Consider the following 24,638-nt stretch of genomic DNA (forward strand, 5'->3'; position numbering starts at 1 on the left):
TAGAACTTGAAACTCGCACTTTTATTACTAATTGCCTATCTCTTAGGCGCGATTCCTAACGGTGTTTGGATCGGTAAAGGCTTCTTTCACACCGATATTAGAAAAGCTGGATCCGGCAATATCGGTACCACAAATACCTACCGGGTATTAGGCCCGATCGCTGGCACTGCCGTTTTAATCTTAGACTTAGCAAAGGGAACGGTGGCAACGTTGCTGCCAGTATGGTTCCTCAATTTTCATCTAAGCCAGCACTCCCCCATGCTCTTACTCTTTGGCTTCATGGCCATTCTTGGTCACACCGTCTCGATCTTTGATCATTTTAAAGGCGGTAAAGCCGTTGCAACCAGTGCGGGGATGTTACTCGCTTACAATCCGTTGCTCTTTGTAATTGCTGCAACTTGTTTTGTCAGCCTTATCTATTTAACCAGCATGGTGAGCCTGGCGTCAATGGTTAGTTTTACGATCATCACAATTTTATGCTTTGTGATTCAGGATTGGTACCTGTCCGCACTGGCAGTCTGCTTGACTATTTTTGTCTTCTGGCGCCACCGGACAAACCTCACCCGGATCATGAACGGCACGGAAAACATGGTCTCATTTGGTCTAGGCAATAAACGCCGGCAACGTCAAAACCAAAATAGGAACTGACAGCTGAATGCATCACAAGTACTAGTTTATAAGCAAAAGCAGAGCTATGTCAAAATGAATTTTGGCATAGCTCCTTTTTTAGCTTAAATTTTTAGAAATAACGAATCTGAAAACCGGCGTTAAAGGACTGTTTAGGACCGGCTTGATGAATGTTCATCTTGTGGGCAAAATCACCGTCGCTGTCAACGTTATCCGCGATCCCCCACCATGGTTCCAAGCAAGCAAACGGTGCCCGCTTAGGATATGGTGACCAGATACCAACGTACGGTGCGTTTTGCACTGTTAATGCCACCCCGTGGTCGTTAAGCTGGGTACTTAACATCAAGGTCGTCTCAACGTGATCTAAATCAAGGATCAGGGCGTCCTGATCAAACAAATCATGATCCAGCACCATTGGTGTGCTTAAATTCAGCGTTTTCTCGTGTTTAACGTCGTTGTAAGGCCCCACTAACGGAATCTGCTGATAGGCCTTTTTAGGTGCAACGGTGACGAAGTAATCGGAGAAGTCGCCATTGCCTGGTTTCAGCGGTACGTTAAAAGCCGGGTGCCCACCGATAGAAAACGGCAGCGTCACGTCATCGCTGGGATTAGTGACAGTATAGTGAACCGATAACGTATGTGCGTCTAAGGAAAAGGTCACCTGTAAATTAAAATCAAAGGGGAACTTGGCCCGCGTCTCATCGGTGGCTTCCAGTTGAAACACGGCGTGATCGTCTTCGTGTTCGGTCACCATAAAGTCCATGTCACGGGCAAACCCGTGCTGAGTCATCTGGTAAGTTTTACCGTTGATGCTATACTGGTTGTCCTTTAACCGGCCAACGATTGGAAATAAAATCGGCGCATGCCGGCCCCAAAATTTCGGGTCGCCCTGCCACATATACTCAATCTGGTCATCAACACTTTTGACACTGGTCAATTCGGCACCGTGCTCGTTTATTTTAACTTGTAACGCATCATTTTTAAGTTCAATCACTGTTAAAACCCCATTTCTGATCAGTCTTCAGGATTAGTATAGACCATTCCCCAGCTGCTTTCAACTGCTAGTACCAGTTTGTCATTTTGCCTAAGGGATCTGCTTGCTAAGTCCCCGCAACGTGACTACAATAAAATTAATTTGAAAGATAATCTTTCACAAGAGGCGATAATCATGACAACTGCTGTTTCTAATTTACCAACCACCATGCGTGTCTGGGCGGTCACCGAACCCGGTCCCATTGATGGCGCAAAAAGTCCGCTGGCATTTACCACAAAACCAGTGCCGATGCCGCAACGCGGAGAGGTTTTGGTTCGGGTATTGACCTGCGGTGTCTGTCACACGGATCTGCACGTGTCTGAGGGCGACTTACCCGTCCACCAAGCACACGTTACCCCCGGCCACGAAATCGTCGGAGAAGTGGTCGCAATGGGCCCTGACGCACGGCGCTTCAAACTTGGCGACCGAATCGGTGTCCCGTGGTTGCGCTGGACCTGCGGCGTTTGTCATTTCTGCCGTTCCGGTCGCGAAAATCTGTGCCCGAATTCTAAGTATACGGGCTGGGACCACGATGGCGGTTACGCGGAATACACCACGGTCCCCGAAGGTTTTGCTTACCGCATTCCGGAACGTTTTGATTCGGAAACTGCGTCACCGCTGCTCTGCGCTGGAATTATTGGTTACCGCGCTTTTCGACGGGCAAATATTCCGGCTGGCGGACGGCTTGGCCTGTACGGTTTTGGCGGTTCTGCTCACATCACCGCGCAACTGGCAATCGATCAAGGCATTGAAGTCCATGTGCTGACCCGTGGCAAGGAAGCGCAAAAGTTTGCCTTGTCATTGGGCGCTAAATCAGCTGCTGGTGCGTATGATCTGCCACCAGTAAAACTGGATTCCTCAATCATTTTTGCGCCGGTGGGTGACATCGTCCCCAAGGCACTGGAAGGATTAGCACCCGGAGGTACTTTGGCACTGGCTGGCATTCACTTGACAGACATCCCGTCTTTAAACTACCAGGATCATATTTTCCACGAAAAGAACCTGACCAGTGTTGAGTCAAACACCCGTCACGATGGTGAACAGTTCCTGAAACTGGCCGATCGCCTGGATATTCATCCTGAGACCACGCCGTACGCTTTTGATAAAGCAGATGAAGCCCTGCGCTACGTTAAGAAAGGCGATATTCGCGGTGCTTGCGTTTTAAAGATCGGTGAAGATTAAGTCACTTGGTTAGCAATAATCAGCAATAATCAAAAACGTCTAATGACCAATTACGGTGATTAGACGTTTTTGTTCGAAAAATTAAAGAATGTAACGCGATAGGTCCTTATTTTTAACGATGTTGCCGATTTTATCGTTGACGTAGCTTTCGGTAATGGTAATGTCACCCATCTGCATATCGGGCCCTTCGTAAAGCAGGTCTTCCAGCAGCTTTTCCAGCACGGTATGCAGCCGACGGGCACCAATGTTTTGGTTCTCGTGGTTTAACTGATAAGCCAGTTCTGCGATGCGGTTAATCGCCTCAATGGTAAAGGTTACTTTGATGTTATCCGTACCGATTAAAGCAATGTACTGTTTAACTAAAGCGTTGTTCGGTTCAGTCAGAATCTTCACGAAGTCTTCCTGGCTTAATTCGTCTAATTCAACCCGAATCGGGAACCGGCCTTGCAGTTCAGCAATCAAATCGCTCGGCTTACTTTCAGCAAAGGCGCCGGCAGCAATAAACAGGATATGATCGGTGTTAATGGCACCGTACTTAGTTTGTACTTGGGTGCCTTCAACGATTGGTAAAATATCGCGCTGAACCCCTTCACGGGAAACTTCACCGCTGTTTTTATCAGACTTGGAAGTGATCTTATCGATTTCATCGATGAAAATGATACCAGTGTTTTGTGCCCGTTGAATCGCGGCGTGATTAATATCTGCGTTGTTAACCAGTTCTTCAGACTCTTCCTTGATCAATATCTCACGGGCTTCTGAAACGGGTACCGTCCGCTTGATGCGCTTCTTAGGCATCATTTGACCTAACGTCGAACTCAAATCAATCCCCATTTGGTTCATCATTGGATTATTGCCCGCCATGGCTTGTTGCGGATCGTCCATTTCAATTTCAACTTCGGAATCTTCCAGCAACCCGTGGGCCAGCTGGTCAGAAACTGACATTCGCTGGTTCTTGATTTCGTCGGTAACTTCTTCCTTAGGCTCTTCAGCAGTGGGCATATCCCCCTTTTGCATTTGGGAGAACATGTTCATCAGGTTAGAGAAATCAGCCTGTTGATTCTGTTTCGGCTTTTTGCCCGGTACCAATAATTTGACTAGGCGGTTGTTGGCGCGCTTAGCGGCTTCAGCCCGGACGTTTTCAAACTGGTGATCCTTTTCCATCTTAACGGAAACGTCAACCAGGTTGCGGACCATTGATTCCACGTCGCCGCCAACGTAGCCAACTTCGGTAAACTTAGTAGCTTCTACTTTGACAAAGGGTGCCTTAACAATTTTAGCTAACCGACGGGCCAACTCAGTTTTACCAACCCCAGTAGGTCCGATCATTAGCATGTTTTTCGGCGTAATTTCATCTTGCATATCCTGTGACAGCTGCATACGGCGATAGCGGTTACGTAAAGCAATCGCAATCGACTTTTTAGCCGCATCCTGACCAATAATGTACTGGTCGAGAAGCGAAACGATTTCGCGTGGTGTTTTTGTAATTGGATCCAATCAAATCCCTGCTTTCTGTTGGGTTATAATTCTTCGGAAATGATGTTGTGGTTGGTAAAGATATCAATGTCACCGGCAATACCAATGGCCGTTTCGGCAATTTCTTTGGCACTCATGTCTTTCGCATGGTGGTGCAATGCTGTTGCGGCAGCTTGGGCGAAGTTACCGCCGGAACCGATGGCTAAAATGTCGTCGTCTGGGGCGATCACTTCACCGGAACCGGAAACCAGCAGCATATCCTTGTCGTTCATGACGATTAGCAGTGCTTCTAGTTTTTGTAAGTTTTGATCTGAGCGCCAGTCCTGAGCTAATTCCACGGCGGCCCGTTCCAGGTTGCCGGAGAACTCGTTCAGCCGGGCTTCAAACTTTTCTTCAAGTTTAAAGGCGTCAGCGACACTGCCCGCAAAGCCAACAACGACTTTATCGTTGTAGATTCGGCGAACCTTATGTGCCGTCCCTTTCATAATCACTTTTTCGCCCATCGTAACTTGACCGTCACCGGCCATGGCATTGTGCCCATTATGACGCACGGCAACGATGGTGGTTGCCTCAAATTTTACTGGCATATGTTAACCCCTGCTTTCTTTAATCATGAGTGGCGCGCGGAAAGTAACGACGATAATCGCGCTGAAGCTGTGACTTAGTGACGTGAGTATAGATCTGAGTCGTGGATAAACTGCTGTGACCTAAGAGTTCCTGAACGGTTCGCAAATCAGCACCATGGTTCAGCAAATGCGTGGCGAAGGTATGCCGCAGCATATGCGGATGAATATCACCCGTTAACGTACTGCGCTCAATCATCTGATTCAGCACGTATTCCACGCCCGTGGCCGTAATTGGATCACCGTAATGATTGATGAAAACCACGTCATGGTCTTTATGGTACTGACGCATTAATGGCTCTCTGGCCGCTTTTAAATACGTCTGCAATGCATTTTTGGCGTAATGACCGAAGGGAACGTAGCGCTCCTTATTCCCCTTCCCATGAATCAGCATCAGCTGACCGTCAAAATCAACCTCGTTGAGCATGAGCCCGCAAAGTTCGCTGACCCGGATACCGGTAGCGTAAAGCACTTCAAGGATCGCTGAATCACGCTTTGCTAACACGGGATCCGGGTTTTCTCCAGCAGCCTTAAACAGCGCCGTCATTTCCTTTTCGTAGAAAAATCGGGGCAATGGCTGCGGCCGTTTCTTTAAGGTCACATAGGCAAACGGATTGACTTTGACCTGATCATCACGGATCAAGAAATCATAAAAGGACCGTAAACTAGAGATCTTACGTGCAATCGTCGTGCGGGCCTTATGGTCATCGTAGAGCTGGCTCAAATACACTTGAACATCCAGTTTTGACACCGATAATAGATCAGCATTGCCGCCAGTATCCGTTAGAAATTTTTGAAAAGCGTCCAAGTCTTCACGATACGCCTTGACGGTTTCGGGTGAATACTGCCGTTCACTTTCCAGGTAGGTGATAAACAATTCAACTGGTGTTGCCATGTGAACCGCCTCCATGATGGTAATTTAACAAAAAACCAACCCCGATGCAATACATTTGGTCAAGGTTGGTCAAACTTAATATTCTCGTAACTATTTTTGAACGGGTTCTTCGTAGTCGCCATTCGGGCAGACAACTTGAACGCCGCCTTTAATCTTCTTTTCAACTAAGAAGTGACCGTCCTTTGGACAATCACGGCCAACTGGCTTATCCCAGGTGACAAAATCACAGTCAGGATAGCGGGAGCAGCCGTAAAACAGCCGGTTCTTCTTGGACTTCCGTTCGATAACTTGGCCTTCGTGGCACTTGGGACAAACCACGCCGATTTCTTTGACGATTGGCTTGGTGTTCCGGCAGTCTGGGAACCGTGAACAGGCGTAGAACTTACCGTAACGGCCCATTTTGATGACCATTGGTGCCCCGCAGATATCACAGTCGAAGCCGGCTGGTTCGTCCTTGATTTGAATCTTTTCAATCGTATCTTGGGCGTGACTGACTTCTTTAGAGAACGGCTTGTAGAAGGTGTCCACGACTTTTACCCAGTCCTGGTCGCCCTCTTCGATCCCATCCAGCTGTTTTTCCAAGTCAGCCGTAAAGTTGATATCCACAACGTCTGGGAAGTAATCTTGAATGATCGTATTGACAATTTCGCCAAGTTCAGTAGGTTCAAACCGGCGACCGACTAATTTAACGTAGTACCGCCGTTGGATGGTATCTAGCGTTGGCGCATAGGTTGATGGCCGGCCGACACCGTTTTCTTCCAGTGCCTTAATTAAGTTAGCTTCTGAATAACGTGCTGGCGGCTGCGTAAAGTGTTGCGCCGGATCAGTTTTAGACAGGTTCAGTTCGTCGCCTTCATTAAGGTCAGGCAGCAGATTATCCTTTTCCTTACCGTCCTTATAGATCTTCAAGAAACCATCAAATTTCAGCTTGGAGCCGTTGGCCCGGAACGTCACGCCATTTTGTTCAATGGTGACCGCCATGGTGTCCATAACCGCGTTAGTCATTTGACTCGCCATGAACCGGTTCCAGATCAACGAATAAAGCTTGTATTGATCATTGGTCAGATACTGCTTCAAGTCGGCTGGTGTCCGGTAAACGGATGACGGACGGATGGCTTCATGGGCATCCTGAGCGCCTTCCGGCAGCTTGCCTTTAAGCGGCTTAGTAGCAGCGTATTCGGCACCGTACTTCTCGTGAATCAGAGAAGACGCTTCGTGCTTGGCAATAACGGAAATCCGCGTTGAATCGGTCCGCATATAGGTAATCAGCCCCTGTGAGCCTTCCTTACCAATGTTGATCCCTTCATACAGCTGTTGAGCCGCCATCATGGTCTTCCGGGTCCGGAAGTTCAGCTTTTTGTTAGCTTCCTGTTGCATCGCCGAAGTGGTAAATGGCGGTTGCGGGGTTCGCTTACGTTCCTTACGGGTGACCTTCGTGATCTTAAACGGCTTGTCACGGTCTAACTTAGCCAGGACCTTTTGGACTTCGTCGTTATCGGGTAAAGCATGCTTCTTACCGTCGATCCCCCAAAAGCTGGCGTTAAACTTGGATCGTTTCAGCTTAAATTCAGAATCGATCGTCCAGTACTCTTCTGGTACAAAGGCTTTGATCTCGTTTTCGCGATCAATGATCAGCTTTAAAGCAATCGATTGCACCCGACCGGCTGATAGTCCCTTTTTAACCTTTTTCCATAACAGTGGTGAGATCGAATAACCCACTAGGCGGTCCAAAATACGCCGAGCCTGCTGGGCGTCCACCAGATCCATGTCAATGGTCCGGGGTGTTTTGAAGGCATCCTTAACGGCATCTTTAGTGATTTCGTTAAAGACCACCCGGTTTTTAGCGTTGGGATCCAAGTTCAGCAAATGTGATAAATGCCAAGCGATGGATTCTCCCTCACGGTCCGGGTCAGCTGCCAGATAAACTTGTTTGGCTTTTTTAGCCTCGGAACGTAACTCTTTGATCACATCGCCCTTCCCACGAATGGAAATATAGTGCGGTTCGTAATTGTGTTCAACGTCCACACCCATCTTACTCTTCGGCAGATCCCGGACATGGCCGATACTAGCCATGACCTTATAAGTGCGGCCCAAATACTTTTCAATGGTTTTCGCTTTTGCTGGAGATTCAACGATGACAAGCTTTTTTTGTGGTTTTCTTCGTTTTTTTGTTTTGGTTTTAGTTTTTGTAGCGTTGGCTTTAGTCGCCTTTTTGTTAGTAGCTTTTGCGTTTTCAGTTGCTGCTGCCATCTAATTACCCCTTCTATCGAGTTTTAAATATTTATTGACGCGAGATTACTAAATCTTTCACATCATATTTCATAAAAATTAGATTGTCAACTGAAAAACAAACCAAAGACTACTATATTATGTGGCAAATGGATGTCGATTTTACAAAATACATACGAATTCAGGGTGATTATTTAGTTGCTAGCAACGGGTATTCATCCAAAATATCACGGGCCGTTAAAACCGCTTTAGCGCCAGCTTGAATCAACTGATTACACCCGCAAGACAGCAGGTCGTCAATTCGACCAGGAACGGCCATGACATCGCGGTTATTTTGCAACGCCAAATTAGCGGTGATCAAGCTGCCGGATTTTTCTTGTGCTTGCACCACTAACGTTGCTTGACTCAACCCTGCAATGAGTCGATTACGTTCCACAAACCGGTATCGTTTGCCTACCGCATCTAGCGGATATTCAGATATCACTAATTCGTGTTCTGCCATGTACTGCTGTAATTTCTGACTGCTAGCCGGGTAGCTCAAATTCAAGCCGGTGGCAATCACCCCAATGGTATGGCCGTGATTGCGCAGCGCTAACCGGTGACTGAGACTGTCAACACCAGCTGCCAGCCCCGACACCACCACGAAGTCTTGTGCTGTGATTTCTGGCAAGATCTTCTTCAGTGCTATTTCAGCGTAAGGGCTGGCTTTACGACTGCCCACGATGCTCAGTAACCGGGAAGCGGTCAGTAAGTCCAGATTTCCCTGATAAAATAACACCACCGGCGGCAGCCAGCTTTCCTTAAGCATTAACGGGTATTGGGCATCAAAAAAAGTCAGGTAGTGCGACTCAGCTTCGTGTCGTGCCAATGCCTGACTGATTTTATCACTCATAAATCCCCGTTCAAACTTTGTCCGGTGCTGGGGTAAAATACCCGCGATGGCACTGATCTCCACTGGCAGCAGGTTTCGCAGTTGCCCCGGATGATCAGCCAGCCACTGTGCTACCAGGTACTCACCTTTCAGCCCGATCCCGGGGGTCAAATGTAAACGGAGTAAAAATTGATTCAAATTCACGGTCGGTCACCTCATCCTTGGTTTCAGCAAACTACGTGAGGTTACTTAAAATAGTTTGAAACGGGCGCAAAGGTCCGCCGGTGAATTTTGGACGGTCCTAAATCAGCTAACCCCTGTAAATGCGCCTTGGTACCATAACCGGCATTGTGGGCAAACTCGTAGCCCGGGTAAAGCACGTCATAGCTTTGCATGAGGTGATCCCGAAAAACCTTAGCTATAATGCTGGCAGCGCCAATTGACACACTTTTCGCGTCGCCGTGAATCAATTTTAACTGCGGGATGCTGCTATCGATCTGCATGGCGTCGATCAATAATTGGTCAGGCTGAGTTCGCAGCTGGTTGACCGCTTCCAGCATAGCCACCCGGGTTGCCTGATAAATGTTTAACTGGTCAATTTGCTGAGCAGAAGCCATGCCGATCCCCACCGCAATGGCCTGATCCAAGATCTGCGGATACAGGATCTCTCGCTGGTGGTCTGAAAGCTGCTTTGAGTCGTTTACTTCGATCACGTCAAAGTCGTCCGGTAAAATGATCGCGCAGCTGACCACCGGGCCAGCTAGCGGCCCGCGGCCCACTTCATCAATGCCCGCAATCAAATGGTGACCCTGCTTGCGGCATTGCCGTTCATAAAAAAAGCGCTGCTCAAAAGCGCGCTTTTCGCTGGCTAGCTTAGTCAGACGATGTCGGGTAGTAGTCATTAATTGCTGAACCCCCGCCCGCGGATCGTCGGCGTATTCGGTAAATAGCGGATCTTTTTCATTGGTGACCTGGCTGAATAACACTTTTAGTTCGCGAATAGCTGGTGACTTACTCATCAGCTACACCGTCCGTCCGGTTTAACGTATAGCGCCCAAGCTTGCCCTTGCGGATGTCCAGGATCAAACGGTCGCTGGCCCGTTCGTAGTCGTCCTTCATACCAAACTGTTTGGTCAGTTTTAACAGCAAGTCAACGTCAGAAAGTTCGAAGTCATCCTCGGTTAACTTGTAACGTTTCTGCAGTTCTTCTGGATAATACTGCCGGAAAAATTTCAAAGCGTATAGCGCCACATCGTCGCTGGCAAAACGCTGATCCTTAATGGCCCCCGTTAACGCTAAGGCCTGACCAGTTTCTTCGTCATCGAATTTTGGCCATAGTATCCCAGGGGTGTCCAATAACTGCAGCTTCGAAGATGACCGCAACCATTGCTGACCCTTAGTGACACCAGGGCGATCACCGACTTGAGCGGCCCGTTTGTTGACCAGCCGGTTGAGCAGCGTCGATTTGCCAACGTTAGGAATTCCCACCGTAATTGCTCGAATGGGCCGTTCCTTTAGTCCTTTTTGATGCTCATTATCTAATTTTTCAGCCAAAATCGACTGCGAAATACGGGTCACCGTTTTGGTCGTGATGTTAGCTTTAGAATCCACCGCAATCGCGGGTAAACCCTGAGCCTTAAATTTTTTGATCCAGTTTTTGGTCTGCTCCGGATCCGCTAAATCACTTTTGGTCATGATGACCAAGTGCGGCTTTTCTTTAATAATCCGCTCGATTTCGGGATTGCGTGATGATTGCGGAATACGGGCATCCACAAGTTCAAACACGATATCCACCACGTGTAAATTTTCTTCTAACTGGCGAATGGCCTTCGCCATGTGACCAGGAAACCATTGAATGGTAGCCATGTTGTCTAACTCCTTTAATACCGAGAATCCTTGAATCCTCGTTCGTTAGTATTAAGTCTAAGCGTGAGTCATTAATACCCACCTAAGCAATTTGATTGTTTTTCTCGATTGTAAGCATTCTGAATTTCAAAAGATGGTCAAACAGAATCTCAATGAGCAGACTCTATTTTACCATCTAATTCTTTATTTCGCCTATCTTTTTGGTAAATGTCGAGCACACTGCGACAGATTACATTTACACCAATTTTGCTAGGTGATCATTCAACTGCTCAGATAGTGCCTGCAGGCTGCCCTGTTTTGCAAGATTGACCGATGCAACAATATCATTTAACTGATGAAAAGTTGTCGTAATCTTCTTTGCAGCCTTCTCACCCTGAGGCAACAGGAAAACCTGTCGCTGATGCGAATCTTCTGGATCTATTCGTCTGACGACCAAATCCTGTTTCTCCAGTTTTTTAATCATATTGGTCAACGTTGCCGGCTGTACATTTAAGTACTTAGCTAATCTGACTTGATTGGTTCCAGGTGCTTCGCTGACGTAATGGAGCAACCTAGCATGATCCATTCTTATACCAATATCGGCTAGTTGCCGTTGGATAATCTGGCCTTCGAGTTGCCCAACCTGATAGATTAATTCAGCTGTTGTTGCAATCCGTTTTTCCGTCAATTTGACATCCTCTTTTCCATGTTGTAGTTAAAACTTAAAACAATTGACTTCAAATATCAAGTGTTATAGCATTAGTAACGTTCAAGTTGTATCTACAACTTCATAATTATTTTGGAGGTTATCATGCTAGAGGTTAAACAATATCATGTAAAAACGATGCTCTTTATTTTCAGTTTAGGCGCATTTATTTCCATTTTGAACCAGACATTATTATTTACTGCATTTCCAGACATTATGCGAACATTCTCTGTCAGCAGTTCTACCGTACAATGGCTGACCACAGCTTACATGCTAGTTAATGGCGTTTGGATTCCAGTTACAGCCTATCTAATCAGTCGTTTCAGTACGCGCCAGCTAATGCTATTCGCGCTTGGTTCCTTTACGCTGGGAACCTTGCTGTCCGCAATCTCGCCAAGTTTTCTTTTGCTCCTGATTTCTCGTCTTATTCAGGCGATTGGTGCCGGAATCATCATTCCCTTGATGCAAGTAGTGATGTTCTCGATTGTTGATAAGGACAAACACGGTTCTGTTATGGGTATTATTGGTCTTACTACCGGCTTTGCACCACTGATTGGCCCTACAATTGCTGGTTTTATCCTCAGTCGATTAACATGGCGTTATCTCTTTTGGCTGGTATTTCCAATCGGGGTGGCCCTGATTGTTGCCACAATCTTTGGGATGCAAAATGTTGGCACCCCGCAGCAACAAAATAATCCACTTGATTACCGTTCAGTCGTCTATTCAACACTTGGATTCGGTATCTTGCTTTATGGCACCGGCAGCTTCAATCAAAATAAGACACTGGGAACGTTTTTTGTCGCGATTGGAGTTATCTTTATTGTGATCTTCATTCATCGCGAACTGCAACTTGCTAAACCGATGTTGAACTTTCGCGTTTTTAAAAATCGCCAGTTTTCAATTTCACTCGTTTTAGTGGTGCTCTCATTTGTCACTCTGATTGGACCACAAGCAATTATCCCCACACTAATTCAGTCAGCAATGCACCACACAGCTCTAACATCTGCTTTGGTATTATTGCCCGGAGCGCTTGCCAGCGGTTTAACTTCATTGATTGCTGGGCGCCTTTACGACCATGTTGGTGGGAAAATTTTAGGAATAATCGGTAGTCTGGTGGTCTCAATCTCGATGGTACCGTTCCTGTTTCTAAACATTCATAGCTCACTGATCATGATGGCGGCATGTTTAATATTCAAAATGATGGGCAACTCTCTTGTGATGACACCACTAACGACAGAGGCATTGAACGTATTACCAGAGAGACTACTAAACCATGGGAGTGCTATGGTGAACACCTTACGACAAGTTGGTGGTTCCATTGGCACAGGGTTACTAGTGACTGTCCAGTCCTTTTTTGATATGCACTCAGCATTTATTGGTGCACGTGCCTTTTTCAGTGGGATTATTATCATCGGACTGGCTCGCTTCGTACTAGCCATGACGTTAAAACCAACTATTCAAACGAGTAAATAGTTTCCCCTGCTGATATTATAGTAGTTATCAATATGATAAATTTTTATTATTAGATAAAATATACATCAAGTGCGCCTTAGTGAAAAATAAGGCGCACTTTTATCTTTTAAAACAGCTTCAAATGAAGGACTGTGTCAAATACAATTCAATAACCGGTGGGGACAAATTTGGGGACAGAATTTGATTATTTTTGCTCATTATTACTCAACAACGCGGATGCGCATTTTTAGAATCATTTTTTCAGAAAATTATTTTAACTAAAAAGATCTCTCTCGTCTAAGGGGACGAAAAAGATCACAATCGGTGCAATGGATCGTCTAATATCCACAATTCACCATTTGGTTCTAACGAATCAAACCTATGATTATACTGTTGCCACAACACACCAGCATAACTAAATTTTAGCCTAGCATGTCCTAAAAAAATTGGCAAGAGGATAGGCTTATTTAAGTGTATCCAATATTTAACAACCTACCATTCAATAAGCAATGAAAAAGCTTGAAGTACTTGACTTTTGGTAGAAAAAGAACCCGCAATAGCACGGGTTCATAGCTGATTTGAACTTCTGAAAGAGAAATATTTTTTCATTCTTTTGATTGTTTTTATTAATGCTTACCGTTCAACCATTGAATGGTAGCCATATATCTTCAAACTCCTTTGTAAACAAGGTTTCAAACGTCTCGTTCGTAAATAATTTTACCAAATGTGCCCAAATTGTGCCATACGTCTAACACGATGGACATTCATTAATTCAGTGTATCAGCAATGACACTTTAAAGCACACTTTTATTGACAGGCAGATCTATTTTTCAGCAAAAAGACACAGTCACAAAGTTGTGACTGTGTCTGGTAGGACAAGCAGCATAATTTTGGGATCACTTAATAACGTTACCTTCCCAATCGATCTTTTGGCCGCGCGAATTATAACTGATTTGCTCTTTTCTAACTTCTGCCGGCGTTTCATTTTCACTTTTAGCTAATAAAGCCCGAACTTTATCAGACCATTTATTACCGGCTGCAGTCCAACTATCATTTGCGTTTTCAGTGTACGTATAGAAACCCGGTACATTGGGATCAATATCTTTAGGACTATTGACATGGATACTACCATCACTGGAAACTTGGTTACTGCCCGTTGGCTTTACCCCAGTCGAAACGGCTGATTGATGGTCACCAGCCGTTAAATAGCCGTGCCATGTCCACCCCTTGGAACCATCAGTACCAACAACGTAGTAGTAAATAGCAGTTTTACCCTTCTTGTAAATACTGCGTTGTGCTGTGACAGCGTAAGTAGCAGTACTGCTTAACTGCTTACCTTCCTTGAACTGGAACCAGCTGTTGTTACCCTTTAACTGATAAACTTTACCACTGGATTTCATGATATAATCTTTGCTGGTAATGTTCTTGGCGTTACCCATTTGATAGTCTTTACCGGCCTTCATATAGGTGGCATTGACCCAGCCAGCAGCTCCGTTTTTAGCATTCTTAACGTAGTAGTAAGTACTGCTGTGATGGCCGTGCTTAACAGTTGCCTGTTTAGTTTTAGTCCACGTTGAGTGATGATAATTCTTTAAATGATGGCTGGTTTTAAAAATAAAATGTGAGGCACTGCCCTTAAAGTGATATGTTTTACCCTTATTAGAATTACTGTACATTGCCGTTGATTTAACTGACTTAATACCCGAACGATGATATATCGTACTGGCGTTTGCTGTGCCGGCGACACTGATCAGCCCAACGGTAACGGATGCAGTCACCAGCATCATTTTAATAAACTGCCCATGACGCTCTTTCATTTAAATGACCTCCCCCCATTGCTACTGATATGCCTTTATGCCAGGTTACTTTCTGAGGTCGTCTGATCATACTCAGATCCATCAGGTTTACAGAAGGTAATGGTATTTCTGATTGAAACGTTATCCCCATGTGTTATTTCCTCCCAAATTGTGAATTTTTACATTAAGAAAAATAATCTCCCTGATTATAATTTATGAAATTTTAATGATAATTTGAGTTTACTTCTATCTATTTATAAGTCAATAAATTTATAGCTTATAATTCAGCGGTTTTTCTAACGTCTCACATGTTAGAAATAGTAAGCGATGAACACTGATACACAATAAGTAAACTCATCAAAATAAACCTAATGGTTGTAAAATGATGTGTTCTTGGAATGACCAATCACTTTAAGCAAAATAAAAAAAGCCCGCCAAACGGACTTTCTCGATACTTTGGCATTCACCTTCAACCGTTAATGCAAACTTATTCACTAAAATTGTTCTAATCCTGTTCCAGGTACATTTGCCAGGCCTGATCAAAAACCGTCATGGACGGTAAATAACTTGCGTTTTCTTCCAGGTACTTTGACAGGGGCTCAAAGCGGGTCTCTTGCTTAGGAAAGGATTGATCATAAAACGCGTTGTTGGCAAACTCAGCGACTGGTTCGTAGTCTTCAGGATTACGCTGCGTCATCAAAAATTGGTAAAAACTCTGTCTCATTGATGATCACCCCTTTATGATTTCGGCTTGGGTACCAGTACTTTAAATTCGAATTGACCCGCACCGTTCATATCGATCTTTTCGGCACGGTACTGAACACCATTGGTTCTAAACCGCTGCAAGTTCATGGTAATCGTTTTTTGATGAACGTCTAATTCGACCCATTTCGGCAAATTATACTGGGCCTTAATATAGCTTAAAACCGCGCTGACAGGCACGTTTAACTGCCCCACGGCTAACTTCTTAGCCTTTAACTGAACGTTGCCGTTGGCTAAAACTGTTGGTGTCAGGGACAAGCCAAAATGAACGGGCAGCCCCAGCATCTGCGTTTGACCAGTCAGTACAGCATCATTGTGCACTTCAAACTGGTAACCGACTTTCTGCTTACTTTGATCTTGGAATTGACCAAGGTAATAAGCAGCCATTGCGTTGAGTTGCGCTTTGTTCAAGTTAACGTTAAAGCTCGCTGCCGGCATTGGTGCATTCGTCTCCGTGGTACTATTTTTAGGCGCTGAAAATAACTTGATGCCCATAGTACCGATCCCTAGCAGCAAAACGGCAATCAGAGCAATGAAAGCCCACTTCCAGGGATTTATTGTCTTCTTATTAGTTACTGTGTGTGTTTGACGTCTTTCCGTTTTCAAAACATCACCTCAAAATCTATCATTATCGTTTACGCCAATTGACGTTGTTTTGAATTTCACTGCTTAACTTACTTGCCATCACATTATAACCCTTTTTGTTCGGGTGAAAATGGTCTTCAGTGGACAAATAAGCATTCTTTTCTTTATTGTTCTGCGTTTTCAGGAGCTTTTCGACCCTGCCTGGATCCACAAATTCCTGATTATTTTGCTGGTTTTCAGCCTTTAGTTTAGCCTGAGCGTTTGCTGATTGATACTGGCCGTGGGAAAGCGTGCCATTAACGTTAACAAAGTGAGTCTGCGGCTGACTTTTAGCCACTTGGCGGTTCACTTGATTCCACTGGTCAACAGCTGAACTGATCATCGTCGCATTCGTAAAGTAAACGTACACCGGATTATAGATCCCAAATAAGTAAATTTGAGCGTGGGGATTTACTTCATGAACATCGGCGATCAGCTGCGTGAGCTTCTGCTGATACTTGATTTTCAGCGGCGCCATCTGTTTTGCCATTTGAGCGTCACTATTAACCATAATATTCTTCTCTAAGGACTGCAGCAGATCGTTCCCACCAGCGGTCAGGGCAATCACGTTTGCGCGTTGAAGTGACCGCCGTAATTTTTTATTGGTTTGTACGCGACGGTCAATTTGATCGCTGCGTTCACCGCCAATCCCAAAATTAACCGTCTTAGGCTTAACGTAGTAAGTCTGACGTAACTGATTCTTCAGGATCGGTAAGTAACCCTGGTGATCGTTATCGTAACCGATCCCCTGTGTCAGCGAGTCACCCACGCCTACAACTCTGACCGTTTTCAGAACGATAGGCTTTCTCTGCTGGGTATTTTTAGGGTCAGATTGATGTTGAAGCCAAAACCAACCGCCACCAACGATGATCATCAAAATAACTAATGCGAAGAACCATTTTAAAAATCGATGCATGTCAAAACCCCTTTACTTAGCACGTACACGTGTTTTTTCGGCTGTTTGTCAGCTAAAATGACAAATGAGATGGCCAGATCAGCCATCTCATTCATTTTATACGGTCACGGGCCGTTATCGTACTAAGTTTTAATTAAATTTCGTTTACGATGGGACTAATCATCGAAATAATAGACTAACGCAAAGGCACCTGGGCCACCATGAGTCGCAATGATCGGCACCGTTTCGCGAACTAAAATATCAATGTTAGGAAACATTGGCTGAATGTGTTTAACCAGTTTATCAACCATCTCATCAGCGTGGACGTGAGAAATTCCAATCGCCTTGATGGTCGGTGTCTTTTTCATTTGTTCATAGACTTTGTCATAGAACCGGTCAATGGTTTTCATACCGCGGCCCTTGGTACGGATGTTTAATTGACCATTCCCAACCTGAAGGACGATCTTAATGTTCAGTAAAGATGAAATTGCGCCCGTCATTCTGTTGATTCGGCCACCCTTAACCAGGTTATCCAAGGTCATCACACCCATGTACAAACGCGTGTTAGCTTGAACCTTCTTGGTAACGGCCACGACTTCTGCAACCGAGGCCCCTTTTTCAGCGGCTTTTGCAGCTTCAATACACTGAAACGCCAACGCCCGATCCGTGGTACCACTATCAACAACAGTGACATTCGACTTTGAAATCTTGGCAGCCTGTTCTGCTGTATGTACCGTACCACTGATTGCTTCCAGCATATTCAGGCACACGATAGGACTGCCATCGGCACCCAGTTCATCAAAGACTTTAATGAAATCGCCTAGTGGTGGCTGACTGGTCTTTGGAAACGCCTTAGAGTGTTCCATTTTATTAATAAATTCTTCGTTAGTGATGGTGTGGCGTTCAACGTACACTACATCATCGATCATGACCGTTAACGGTACGATGGTAATATGATATTTTTCAACTTCTTCATCTGTTAATCCAGCTGAAGAATCAGTTACTATTTTGACAGTTGCCATGATTGATTATAACCACGCTTTCTTCCCCATTGTTGGTGTTTTCATGCTACAATTATTCACAGCGCATGAAAACGATTCGATAATAGTATAGCAGATGAGCCACCGGGTAACAAGGCGCTAAAACGCTTGCTGACGGCATATTTTACATCTGATTGACGAATCGCCATGCTGGATCATTCCCAAATTTTCATCAAGGAGGACTTTCCCATGATTCAATCCAAACACGCTCATTCAAAGCCTTCTAGGAAGTATCAAATCGTAAACGAAGTGCTTAATTCGGTCACCCACGGTATTGGGGTAGGCTTGAGCATCGCCGGCTTAGTTTTACTGATTATTCGCGGTGTCCACGAAGGCGGTGCTATGCGGATCACAGCGTATAGTATTTACGGCGCCATATTAGTTCTTTTCTACCTGGCTTCCACCCTTTTTCACAGCCTTTATTTCACCCGTGCCAGCCACCTGTTTCAAATTTTTGATCACTGTGCCATCTACCTGCTCATAGCCGGTACATATACCCCATATTGCTTAGTGGTTATCAAGGGTGCTTTAGGCTGGGTGATTTTGGGCGTCATCTGGGCCATGGCAATCCTGGGCATCGTCTACAAATGCCTCTGGCTGGGTAAATTTCAAAAGCTCTCAACCATCATTTACGTCGTCATGGGCTGGTTTTGCGTTCTGGGCTTCAAGCAATTATTTCTCGGCTTAGGACTCCACGGCTTTATCCTGCTAGTGCTGGGCGGTGTTGCCTTCACGGTGGGCGCGGTTATTTACAGCTTTAAGGGCATTAAATTCGGCCACGTTATCTGGCACTTATTTGTGCTGCTGGGCACCATTTTAATGTACTTTTCCATTTTGCTATACGCGTAGTCGCTTAAATATATAAAGAGCAATCAATTCCTGAGAGTTTGGAATTGATTGCTCTTTTGATTTTACCTAATCCACCTGCTGGCTAGTCACTAACCGAACGGCGTAACCGGCCGTCTCTAAGGCCTGCTTCACGGCAGTACTGTCCGTTTTGTCGACGTGCATTTCAATCATGATCGGCCCCAGGTTGCGCGTCACGATCAGCGTTTGAATGTTGAAATCATGATCGGCCATAATCTTACCAATTTCATAAATGACCCCGGTACGGTCATTTTCAATCATCACCTGTACCACGGTTGCGTCCACGAAGTAATCGGTAATGTCCAAAAAGCTGTCTAAGATGTCATTGGTGGTAATGATGCCCACTACCTGTTTGCCGTCCATGACCGGCAAGACACCAACGTCATGGTGCCGCATGGTGGAAATTGCATCCTCTAACTGGGCATCCTGAGAAATGGTTTTGACACTTTTTTCCATAATATCTTCGACCGTCATTTTATTAAATAAATAATTGACCTCGTAAATGGATAGACTGGTAGCTTTGGACGGCGACGCTTCGCGAACCGTTCCCTCCGTTACGATACCCACCAGTTGATTACCATCGATCACGGGTAACCGATGAATCTGATGATCCTTCATCACGTTAACTGCCATGTTGACCTTGGTATCCGGCGATACCGTGATGACCTTGCTCGTCATATAATCCGCAACGCTCATTGTCTTAACCTCCTAGATATGCTTTCTGCACGTTTTCATTAGCTAATAGTTCTTCACCGGTTCCTGTCAGTTTAACTTCACCGCTTGCTAGCACGTAACCGTGGTCAGCAATGGACAGGGCCTTTTTGGCGTTTTGTTCGATCAAGAGCACGGTTGTCCCCTGATCTTTAATTGCTTTAACAATCTCGAATATTTCGTTAATAAAGATCGGTGCTAATCCCATTGAAGGTTCATCCAGCAGTAACAGCTTGGGTCTAGACATTAAGGCCCGTCCCATGGCTAGCATCTGCTGTTCACCACCGGACAACGTGGCAGCGTCTTGATTGAGGCGTTCCTTCAAAACTGGGAAACGCGAATACACCGTCTCAAAACTGCCGGCAATTGCCATACGGTCATTTTGTAAAAAGGCCCCCATCTGTAGGTTTTCACGCACCGTCATTCCAGGAAAGATATGGCGCCCCTCCGGCACCTGTGAAATCCCGGCAGCCACGATTTTGGGCGCATTTTGTTTCTGAATTTCTTTACCTTCATAAGTGACGGTACCGCTAACGGGCTTTAAAAGCCCCGAGATCGTCTTTAAAATGGTGGTTTTGCCGGCACCGTTGGCCCCGATCAAAGAAACGATTTCACCTTCATTAATCTTAAAACTAACGCCCTTTACGGCGTTGATCACACCGTAGTTAACGGCGAGATCCTTTACTTCAAGCATTGCCATCCCTAAGCCTCCTCGCCAAGATATGCTTTGATAACCGCCGTGTTGTGCTGAATTTCACTTGGCGTGCCTTCCGCAAGTAATGAACCGTGATCCAAGACGTAGATTCGCGACGCTAAGTTCATAACCAGTGACATATCGTGTTCAATCAACAGTACGGTAATGTGGAAGTCTCGTTGGATCTGGCGGATCAGGCGGGTCAAGTCTGCCGTTTCTTCCGGGTTCATACCAGCAGCCGGCTCATCAAGAAACAGAATTTTCGGTTTCATGGCTAAGCTACGGACAATTTCGAGACGCCGCTGAATCCCATACGGCAAATTCTTGGCCAATTTAGCCACATCGTCTTGCAGATCAAAGATTTTTAAGAGCTCAATTGCTTCTTGTCGAATTCGAGCCTCTGTTTTATAGAATTTAGGCAACCGAAAGACTGATTGCAAGAAACCTTCTTTGTAGTTAGCCGTCATGGCAATCAAAACGTTATCCAAAACCGTCAGTTCCTTAAATAGCCGAATATTTTGAAAGGTTCTGCCCATGCCCAAATCAGCAATTTTATAAGCTTTCATACCGTTTAACGGAATAATTCCGTCAGTGCCGCGAAACGTAATTGAACCGGAGCTAGGGACGATTACCCCGGTCAGTAAGTTAAACAGGGTGGTTTTACCAGCCCCGTTCGGTCCAATCAACGCCACGAGTTCATCGTCGTTGAGGTGCATATTGACATCGGAGACAGCAGTCAGACCACCAAAATTTTTCACAAGGTCTTCAACGTTTAGCAAAGTTGTCATGATTTAGCCCCCACCTTCTTATGTTTACGATTAAAGAATCGTTTAAATGACAGTTCCTTGGCACCCATGATCCCTGATGGCTTGAAAATCATGATCAGGATCAATACCAGGGCGTAAATCACCATACGCAAGGCACCGAAGCTTTGCAAGGCAGCATCCACCACCCCTAAGATCGTGGCGGCCACGAAACTACCCGTGATGCTGCCAACCCCGCCAAGCACCACGATGATCAAAATCGCAATGGACTCCATGATGTTGAAGTTATTAGGCGCAATCGTCTGCAGGTATGACGCCTGCATCGAACCGGCGACAGCGGCGGTCGCGGCTCCCAGTACAAAGGCGGCCAGCTTCCACTTAAAAACGTTGATGCCCATTGATTCAGCAGCAATTTCGTCTTCCCGAACGGCTAGTGCCGCCCGACCGCCGCGACTATGAATAAAGTTCACGATGATGATCGTCGTCACGCACACCATGATGTAAACCACTGGTCAAGTTGCAAATTGGGGAATGTTAAACATCCCCGAAGGCCCGTTGGTGATTTTTAAATTGTTAATGATGATCCGAATAATTTCAGCTGCTCCCATGGTGGCAATCGCCAAGTAGTCGCCGCGCAGACGCAATGTCGGGATACCAACGACCAGAGCTGCGACAATGGCCACGATCACCCCCACGATAATTGAGAGATAAAAGGCGCCCGCAGTAGGTGTCTTGCTAATGATAATGGCGGTAGCATAGGCGCCCACCGCCATGAAGCCGGCGTGACCAAGGGAAAATTGACCCGCAAAACCGATCACCAGATTCAAGCCCACTGCCAAAATAATGTTGATGCCGATCGTCACCACCATATTTTCTAGAAACGAATCGATGACCCCAACCAAAATCAAGGTATTCATCAAATAAAAGCCAGCGACCATTAAAATCAGCCAGCAAATATTGTATTTCAAGTTTGCTTTCAAAATCATCACCTAAACCTTTTCTTTAACGTTTTTACCGAAGATCCCTGCTGGCAATACCAAGAGAATGATGATCAAGACCAGGTATACCGCGGCGTCTTTGTAGGCTGAAAGGCCAACGGACTGCACCGCCGTTTCCAACAGGCCAATCAAGAACCCGCCCAGCGAGGCACCCGGAACTGAACCAATACCACCGACAACGGCGGCAACAAAGGCTTTGATCCCAGGTGTCATTCCCATCAATGGATCAATGGAGTTGTAATACAGACCGATCAGAACGCCCGCCGCACCGGCCATTGAAGAACCTAATGCAAAGGTGAAGGAAATGGTCCGGTTGAGGTTGATACCAACCAGTTCAGCCGCGTCAGGATCCACTGAAACAGCACGCATGGCGCGCCCCATTTTAGTTTTCTTGATGATCAGCTGGAGTAAGATCATCAGTAAGCAGGCCGTCGCCAAGATCAAGATTTGAATGTTAGACACCCGAACGCCCCAGAAGTTAAAGTTTACTTGTTTAATGACTTGTGGGAAGTCGCGGGTATCTGCGCCATACAGGTAAGACATCCCGTTTTCCAAGAAGTAAGAAACGCCAATGGCAGTGATCAAAGCGGTAATTCGCGGTGCGTGACGCAATGGTCGGTAAGCAAAGTACTCGATAACGACACCGGCTGCCGCGCAAACGATCATGGCGGATAACAGGGCAAAAAGAAAGTTAAAATGCCAGAAATTAATCGTGTAATAGCCCCAGAAAGCGCCCAGCATATAGATGTCGCCATGGGCGAAGTTGATCAGTTTGATGATGCCGTAAACCATGGTGTAGCCCAGCGCCAGCAAAGCATAAATGCTGCCTAGCGAGAGGCCGTTTATCAGTTGTTGAAAGAGTGTTGTCAAGGTGTCACCCTCCTTTATGTAGTTGAGCTCCAAGTCGGAGACCCTCGTCAGCAGACAGCGTGGCCCGTTCACGAGAGCCCCCCAATGGAAAGCTCACGGATGCATTATTTAATCTGTGTTGAACCGACCACTTTACCGTTGTTCAAGTGTTCAACGGCGATCGGCTTATCGGCATCGTGATGCCCGTCGATGGAGATCTTACCAGTCACACCATTGAAGTTCTTAATGTCAGCCAGACCCTTAGTGATCTTAACTGAGTTAGCTGATTTTTGACTTTCAATCGCTTGTTTGATCATGTATGTTGAATCGTAAGCCAACGCTGAGAAGGTCGGTGCGTCCGTGTGGTAACGTGCCTTGTACGCCTTCAAGAATTTAGCAGCCGTTGGGTTAGACTTGGCAACCGTTTGTGAAAACGGCGTGGTGTAATAAATGTTAGAAGCGTTCTTGGCGCCGGCAATTTGAACCAGCTTAGCGTCCGCCATACCATCGGAACCAACAACCGGTACGTTCAACCCCATTTGACGCGCTTGCTTGATGATCAAGCCGATTTCTGAGTAATAACCTGGTGCGTAGATGGCATCGACTTTTTTATGCTTAAACGAAGTCAAAATTGCGTTGAAATCTTTATCGCCGGCTGAGAAGTACTGGGTATCAACAACCTTGCCTTTAAACTGCTTCTTAAATGATTTCGCAAGACCAGTTCCGTAATCGGTTGAATTGTCACCAAGCACGGCGACCCGCTTAGCTTTCAAATTGTTGTAGATGAACTTGGCACCGGTACCGCCCTGGAAGTTATTTTGGTAACAGGCCCGGAAAACGTACGGCTGGACCTTGCCGCTCTTTTGCAGCGTAAAGTTGGGATCGGTGGCGGATGGGCTCAAAGCAGGCACTTTAGCTTTCGTTTCGTTTGGAATAGCTGCAGTACCGGCATTGGTAGTAGCTGTACCAATAATGGCGTTGACCTTATCGTTATTTGAGAGTTGCGCGGCAACTGAAGCGGACGTACTGGTTGACGTCTTGTTATCCTTAATGATCAGTTTGATTTTCTTCTTTTTACCATTAACGTTGACCCCACCCTTGTCATTAATCTCGTTAGTCGCCATCTGAATACCTTGTTTCATCTGGTTGCCGTAGCCACCAGCAGCGCCCGAGAGCTCTAGGTTGACCCCGATCTTAACGGTACTGCCCGTTTGGTCGTTTCCTTGGCTGGACGTTTTAGCAGTGGAACAGCCGGCAAAGATTACGGCTGACATCGCAATCGCTGCAATTCCTGTAACGCGTTTGATCATCTTTTTCTTCATAAGTTTCTCCTACTTTCTTAACGTAATATGTGTGGTGTATGTATGCTGCGGCTTGCCCGACTAGCTTCCCTCCCCGTGTCAGAGCAATAAAAAAACCTCATTCAATTTAATGAATGAGGTCTAAAGTCAGAATTTGATCATCAAGCCCTCATCATTAAAAACGCACTAATAAGGGCTCAACTTAATTTAATTAGTAGATTAACTACTAGCTAATAGTTGCGTCCTTGGTTTTTAATAATAAGACTAAATTCTGACGTGCAGAGGTTACGTTAAATTGTTGAACGGTTGAATTTTTCATGTGATGTAACCTCCTGTCAGAATTTTTGGACTTGTTGAATGTCATAACTATAATTGAAAGTTCATAATTCGTCAACAATTAT

23 protein-coding genes and 1 pseudogene are annotated in these 24,638 nt (G+C 45.7%); 4 read left to right on the forward strand and 20 right to left on the reverse strand.

What is annotated here, in order from left to right; genetic code table 11:
* Positions 1-6 precede the first annotated feature (6 nt).
* Positions 7-648: a glycerol-3-phosphate 1-O-acyltransferase PlsY gene (gene plsY / locus CES81_RS05840; RefSeq protein WP_089087844.1), complete on the forward strand. Its 642-nt coding sequence runs from the start codon at positions 7-9 to the stop codon at positions 646-648.
* 91 nt (positions 649-739) lie between these two features.
* Here plsY and CES81_RS05845 read toward each other — a convergent pair whose 3' ends face one another.
* The gene (locus tag CES81_RS05845) at positions 740-1,621 is read right to left on the reverse strand and encodes an aldose 1-epimerase family protein (RefSeq protein WP_089121041.1); all 882 of its coding nucleotides are present in this window, start codon (positions 1,619-1,621) and stop codon (positions 740-742) included.
* Positions 1,622-1,795: 174 nt separating this feature from the next.
* Between CES81_RS05845 and CES81_RS05850 the strand changes: the two genes are divergently transcribed.
* Positions 1,796-2,842, forward strand: coding sequence for a zinc-dependent alcohol dehydrogenase family protein (locus CES81_RS05850; RefSeq protein ID WP_089121042.1), 1,047 nt, complete (start codon positions 1,796-1,798; stop codon positions 2,840-2,842).
* A gap of 81 nt (positions 2,843-2,923) precedes the next feature.
* Here CES81_RS05850 and hslU read toward each other — a convergent pair whose 3' ends face one another.
* The 8 genes from hslU to CES81_RS05890 form a co-directional block, all read right to left on the reverse strand.
* Entirely contained in the window at positions 2,924-4,336 is a 1,413-nt protein-coding gene (hslU, locus tag CES81_RS05855; protein WP_089087847.1) for an ATP-dependent protease ATPase subunit HslU, read from the reverse strand.
* Between the two features lie 23 nt (positions 4,337-4,359).
* Positions 4,360-4,902: an ATP-dependent protease subunit HslV gene (gene hslV / locus CES81_RS05860; protein WP_054655198.1), complete on the reverse strand. Its 543-nt coding sequence runs from the start codon at positions 4,900-4,902 to the stop codon at positions 4,360-4,362.
* Positions 4,903-4,921: 19 nt separating this feature from the next.
* Positions 4,922-5,833: a tyrosine recombinase XerC gene (gene xerC, locus CES81_RS05865; protein ID WP_089121043.1), complete on the reverse strand. Its 912-nt coding sequence runs from the start codon at positions 5,831-5,833 to the stop codon at positions 4,922-4,924.
* 90 nt (positions 5,834-5,923) lie between these two features.
* Positions 5,924-8,083 (reverse strand): type I DNA topoisomerase, encoded by a 2,160-nt coding sequence (gene topA / locus CES81_RS05870; protein WP_089121044.1) that lies wholly within the window; start codon positions 8,081-8,083, stop codon positions 5,924-5,926.
* Positions 8,084-8,252: 169 nt separating this feature from the next.
* The gene (dprA, locus tag CES81_RS05875; protein WP_089121045.1) at positions 8,253-9,137 is read right to left on the reverse strand and encodes a DNA-processing protein DprA; all 885 of its coding nucleotides are present in this window, start codon (positions 9,135-9,137) and stop codon (positions 8,253-8,255) included.
* Positions 9,138-9,178: 41 nt separating this feature from the next.
* Entirely contained in the window at positions 9,179-9,952 is a 774-nt protein-coding gene (rnhB, locus tag CES81_RS05880; protein ID WP_089121046.1) for a ribonuclease HII, read from the reverse strand.
* Positions 9,945-10,799, reverse strand: coding sequence for a ribosome biogenesis GTPase YlqF (ylqF, locus tag CES81_RS05885; protein WP_089121047.1), 855 nt, complete (start codon positions 10,797-10,799; stop codon positions 9,945-9,947). Before ylqF ends, rnhB begins: the two co-directional genes overlap by 8 nt.
* Before the next feature lie 235 nt (positions 10,800-11,034).
* A complete protein-coding gene (locus CES81_RS05890) occupies positions 11,035-11,466 on the reverse strand; it encodes a MarR family winged helix-turn-helix transcriptional regulator (RefSeq protein WP_089121048.1) in 432 nt (143 codons plus the stop codon).
* A gap of 123 nt (positions 11,467-11,589) precedes the next feature.
* Here CES81_RS05890 and CES81_RS05895 point away from each other — a divergent pair, with 123 nt between their 5' ends.
* A complete protein-coding gene (locus CES81_RS05895) occupies positions 11,590-12,957 on the forward strand; it encodes a DHA2 family efflux MFS transporter permease subunit (protein WP_089121049.1) in 1,368 nt (455 codons plus the stop codon).
* An 875-nt stretch (positions 12,958-13,832) separates the two neighbouring features.
* Here the strand turns inward: CES81_RS05895 and CES81_RS05900 are convergent.
* From CES81_RS05900 to CES81_RS05920, 5 genes are all read right to left on the reverse strand, one after another.
* Entirely contained in the window at positions 13,833-14,753 is a 921-nt protein-coding gene (locus CES81_RS05900) for a hypothetical protein (protein ID WP_089121050.1), read from the reverse strand.
* A 484-nt stretch (positions 14,754-15,237) separates the two neighbouring features.
* On the reverse strand, positions 15,238-15,456 hold the full coding sequence (locus CES81_RS05905) for a YozE family protein (RefSeq protein ID WP_089087863.1): 219 nt from the start codon (positions 15,454-15,456) through the stop codon (positions 15,238-15,240).
* A gap of 14 nt (positions 15,457-15,470) precedes the next feature.
* Entirely contained in the window at positions 15,471-16,100 is a 630-nt protein-coding gene (locus CES81_RS05910; protein ID WP_089121051.1) for a YpmS family protein, read from the reverse strand.
* Positions 16,101-16,122: 22 nt separating this feature from the next.
* Positions 16,123-17,034, reverse strand: coding sequence for a GDSL-type esterase/lipase family protein (locus CES81_RS05915; RefSeq protein WP_089121052.1), 912 nt, complete (start codon positions 17,032-17,034; stop codon positions 16,123-16,125).
* A 155-nt stretch (positions 17,035-17,189) separates the two neighbouring features.
* On the reverse strand, positions 17,190-18,035 hold the full coding sequence (locus CES81_RS05920; RefSeq protein WP_089121053.1) for a DegV family protein: 846 nt from the start codon (positions 18,033-18,035) through the stop codon (positions 17,190-17,192).
* 207 nt (positions 18,036-18,242) lie between these two features.
* Between CES81_RS05920 and trhA the strand changes: the two genes are divergently transcribed.
* A complete protein-coding gene (gene trhA / locus CES81_RS05925; RefSeq protein WP_089121054.1) occupies positions 18,243-18,902 on the forward strand; it encodes a PAQR family membrane homeostasis protein TrhA in 660 nt (219 codons plus the stop codon).
* Positions 18,903-18,968: 66 nt separating this feature from the next.
* Here trhA and CES81_RS05930 read toward each other — a convergent pair whose 3' ends face one another.
* The 6 genes and pseudogenes from CES81_RS05930 to CES81_RS05955 form a co-directional block, all read right to left on the reverse strand.
* Positions 18,969-19,616: a CBS and ACT domain-containing protein gene (locus CES81_RS05930; protein ID WP_089121055.1), complete on the reverse strand. Its 648-nt coding sequence runs from the start codon at positions 19,614-19,616 to the stop codon at positions 18,969-18,971.
* Positions 19,617-19,620: 4 nt separating this feature from the next.
* Positions 19,621-20,331 carry an ABC transporter ATP-binding protein gene (locus tag CES81_RS05935; protein ID WP_089121056.1) on the reverse strand — a complete coding sequence of 237 codons (711 nt, stop codon included), beginning with the start codon at positions 20,329-20,331 and terminating at the stop codon, positions 19,621-19,623.
* A 2-nt stretch (positions 20,332-20,333) separates the two neighbouring features.
* Positions 20,334-21,113, reverse strand: coding sequence for an ABC transporter ATP-binding protein (locus CES81_RS05940; RefSeq protein ID WP_089121057.1), 780 nt, complete (start codon positions 21,111-21,113; stop codon positions 20,334-20,336).
* Positions 21,110-22,069, reverse strand: a pseudogene (locus CES81_RS05945) (branched-chain amino acid ABC transporter permease). Before CES81_RS05945 ends, CES81_RS05940 begins: the two are co-directional and overlap by 4 nt.
* A gap of 9 nt (positions 22,070-22,078) precedes the next feature.
* Entirely contained in the window at positions 22,079-22,957 is an 879-nt protein-coding gene (locus CES81_RS05950; protein WP_089121058.1) for a branched-chain amino acid ABC transporter permease, read from the reverse strand.
* A 104-nt stretch (positions 22,958-23,061) separates the two neighbouring features.
* On the reverse strand, positions 23,062-24,258 hold the full coding sequence (locus CES81_RS05955) for an ABC transporter substrate-binding protein (RefSeq protein ID WP_089121059.1): 1,197 nt from the start codon (positions 24,256-24,258) through the stop codon (positions 23,062-23,064).
* Between the last annotated feature and the right edge of the window lie 380 nt (positions 24,259-24,638).

Source organism: Secundilactobacillus pentosiphilus (genome assembly GCF_002217985.1).
In the GTDB taxonomy this organism is placed as follows: domain Bacteria; phylum Bacillota; class Bacilli; order Lactobacillales; family Lactobacillaceae; genus Secundilactobacillus; species Secundilactobacillus pentosiphilus.

Excerpts from the sequence above, each read along its gene's own strand:
- CES81_RS05850 (WP_089121042.1), top strand. The coding sequence starts at position 1,796 with ATGACAACTGCTGTTTCTAATTTACCAACCACCATGCGTGTCTGGGCG.
- hslV (WP_054655198.1), bottom strand. The coding sequence starts at position 4,902 with ATGCCAGTAAAATTTGAGGCAACCACCATCGTTGCCGTGCGTCATAAT.
- xerC (WP_089121043.1), bottom strand. The coding sequence starts at position 5,833 with ATGGCAACACCAGTTGAATTGTTTATCACCTACCTGGAAAGTGAACGG.
- topA (WP_089121044.1), bottom strand. The coding sequence starts at position 8,083 with ATGGCAGCAGCAACTGAAAACGCAAAAGCTACTAACAAAAAGGCGACT.
- rnhB (WP_089121046.1), bottom strand. The coding sequence starts at position 9,952 with ATGAGTAAGTCACCAGCTATTCGCGAACTAAAAGTGTTATTCAGCCAG.
- ylqF (WP_089121047.1), bottom strand. The coding sequence starts at position 10,799 with ATGGCTACCATTCAATGGTTTCCTGGTCACATGGCGAAGGCCATTCGC.
- CES81_RS05895 (WP_089121049.1), top strand. The coding sequence starts at position 11,590 with ATGCTAGAGGTTAAACAATATCATGTAAAAACGATGCTCTTTATTTTC.
- CES81_RS05900 (WP_089121050.1), bottom strand. The coding sequence starts at position 14,753 with ATGAAAGAGCGTCATGGGCAGTTTATTAAAATGATGCTGGTGACTGCA.
- CES81_RS05905 (WP_089087863.1), bottom strand. The coding sequence starts at position 15,456 with ATGAGACAGAGTTTTTACCAATTTTTGATGACGCAGCGTAATCCTGAA.
- CES81_RS05915 (WP_089121052.1), bottom strand. The coding sequence starts at position 17,034 with ATGCATCGATTTTTAAAATGGTTCTTCGCATTAGTTATTTTGATGATC.
- CES81_RS05920 (WP_089121053.1), bottom strand. The coding sequence starts at position 18,035 with ATGGCAACTGTCAAAATAGTAACTGATTCTTCAGCTGGATTAACAGAT.
- trhA (WP_089121054.1), top strand. The coding sequence starts at position 18,243 with ATGATTCAATCCAAACACGCTCATTCAAAGCCTTCTAGGAAGTATCAA.
- CES81_RS05930 (WP_089121055.1), bottom strand. The coding sequence starts at position 19,616 with ATGAGCGTTGCGGATTATATGACGAGCAAGGTCATCACGGTATCGCCG.
- CES81_RS05935 (WP_089121056.1), bottom strand. The coding sequence starts at position 20,331 with ATGGCAATGCTTGAAGTAAAGGATCTCGCCGTTAACTACGGTGTGATC.
- CES81_RS05940 (WP_089121057.1), bottom strand. The coding sequence starts at position 21,113 with ATGACAACTTTGCTAAACGTTGAAGACCTTGTGAAAAATTTTGGTGGT.
- CES81_RS05955 (WP_089121059.1), bottom strand. The coding sequence starts at position 24,258 with ATGAAGAAAAAGATGATCAAACGCGTTACAGGAATTGCAGCGATTGCG.